This window comes from Streptomyces morookaense (genome assembly GCF_013030945.1).
Lineage (GTDB): Bacteria > Actinomycetota > Actinomycetes > Streptomycetales > Streptomycetaceae > Streptomyces > Streptomyces morookaensis.
The window spans coordinates 1-603 of the sequence record NZ_JABBXF010000206.1 but is presented as its reverse complement, the minus strand read 5'-3'; the positions used below and the strand labels follow the sequence as shown (position 1 = coordinate 603).

Below are 603 nucleotides of genomic sequence, written 5' to 3'. Positions count from 1 at the left end.
GTTTGTCACGACCTTGTTCGCAACGAACGCGTTCGTTAGCCTGATGGGTATGACAGACCGCCCCGCCACCCCGAGAAGCCGCCGGGAGCGCCCCGCCAAACCCGCGCTGACCCGGGACGGCATCGTCACGGCCGCCGTGGAGATCATGCGGGCCGAGGGCCTGCAGAAGGTCACCATGCGTCGCCTGGCGCAGGAGCTGGACACCGGCCCGGCCTCGCTGTACGTGTACCTCGCCAACACCGACGAACTGCACGCGGCCGTCCTGGACCGACTGCTGGGCACGGTCGGGCCGGTCCCCTCCGAGGGCACCTGGCGCGAGCGGCTGGAGGCGCTGCTCACCGCATACACCGCGATGCTCTTCGAGCACCCCGCCCTGGCCCGCGCCGCCCTGGTGGCCCGCCCGAGCGGCGAACACTACCTGCGCCTGGTCGAGACGCTGCTGGCACTGCTGGCCGAAGGGGGCGTCCCGGCCGCGCAGGCGGCCTGGGGCGTGGACGTCCTGCTGCAGCACGCCACCGCAACCGCCGCCGAACACGCCACCCGGGACCAGACGGCCGACGCAGAAGCCGACTGGAACGCCCTCACCCGCGCCCTGCGCGACGC

At 72.8% G+C, this 603-nt stretch carries 1 protein-coding gene; it reads left to right on the top strand.

Translation table 11 applies throughout. The features are described from left to right. Nucleotides 1-49: 49 nt before the first annotated feature. On the top strand, nt 50-603 hold a 554-nt coding region (locus HG542_RS34175; RefSeq protein ID WP_171088324.1), incomplete at its 3' end, for a TetR/AcrR family transcriptional regulator.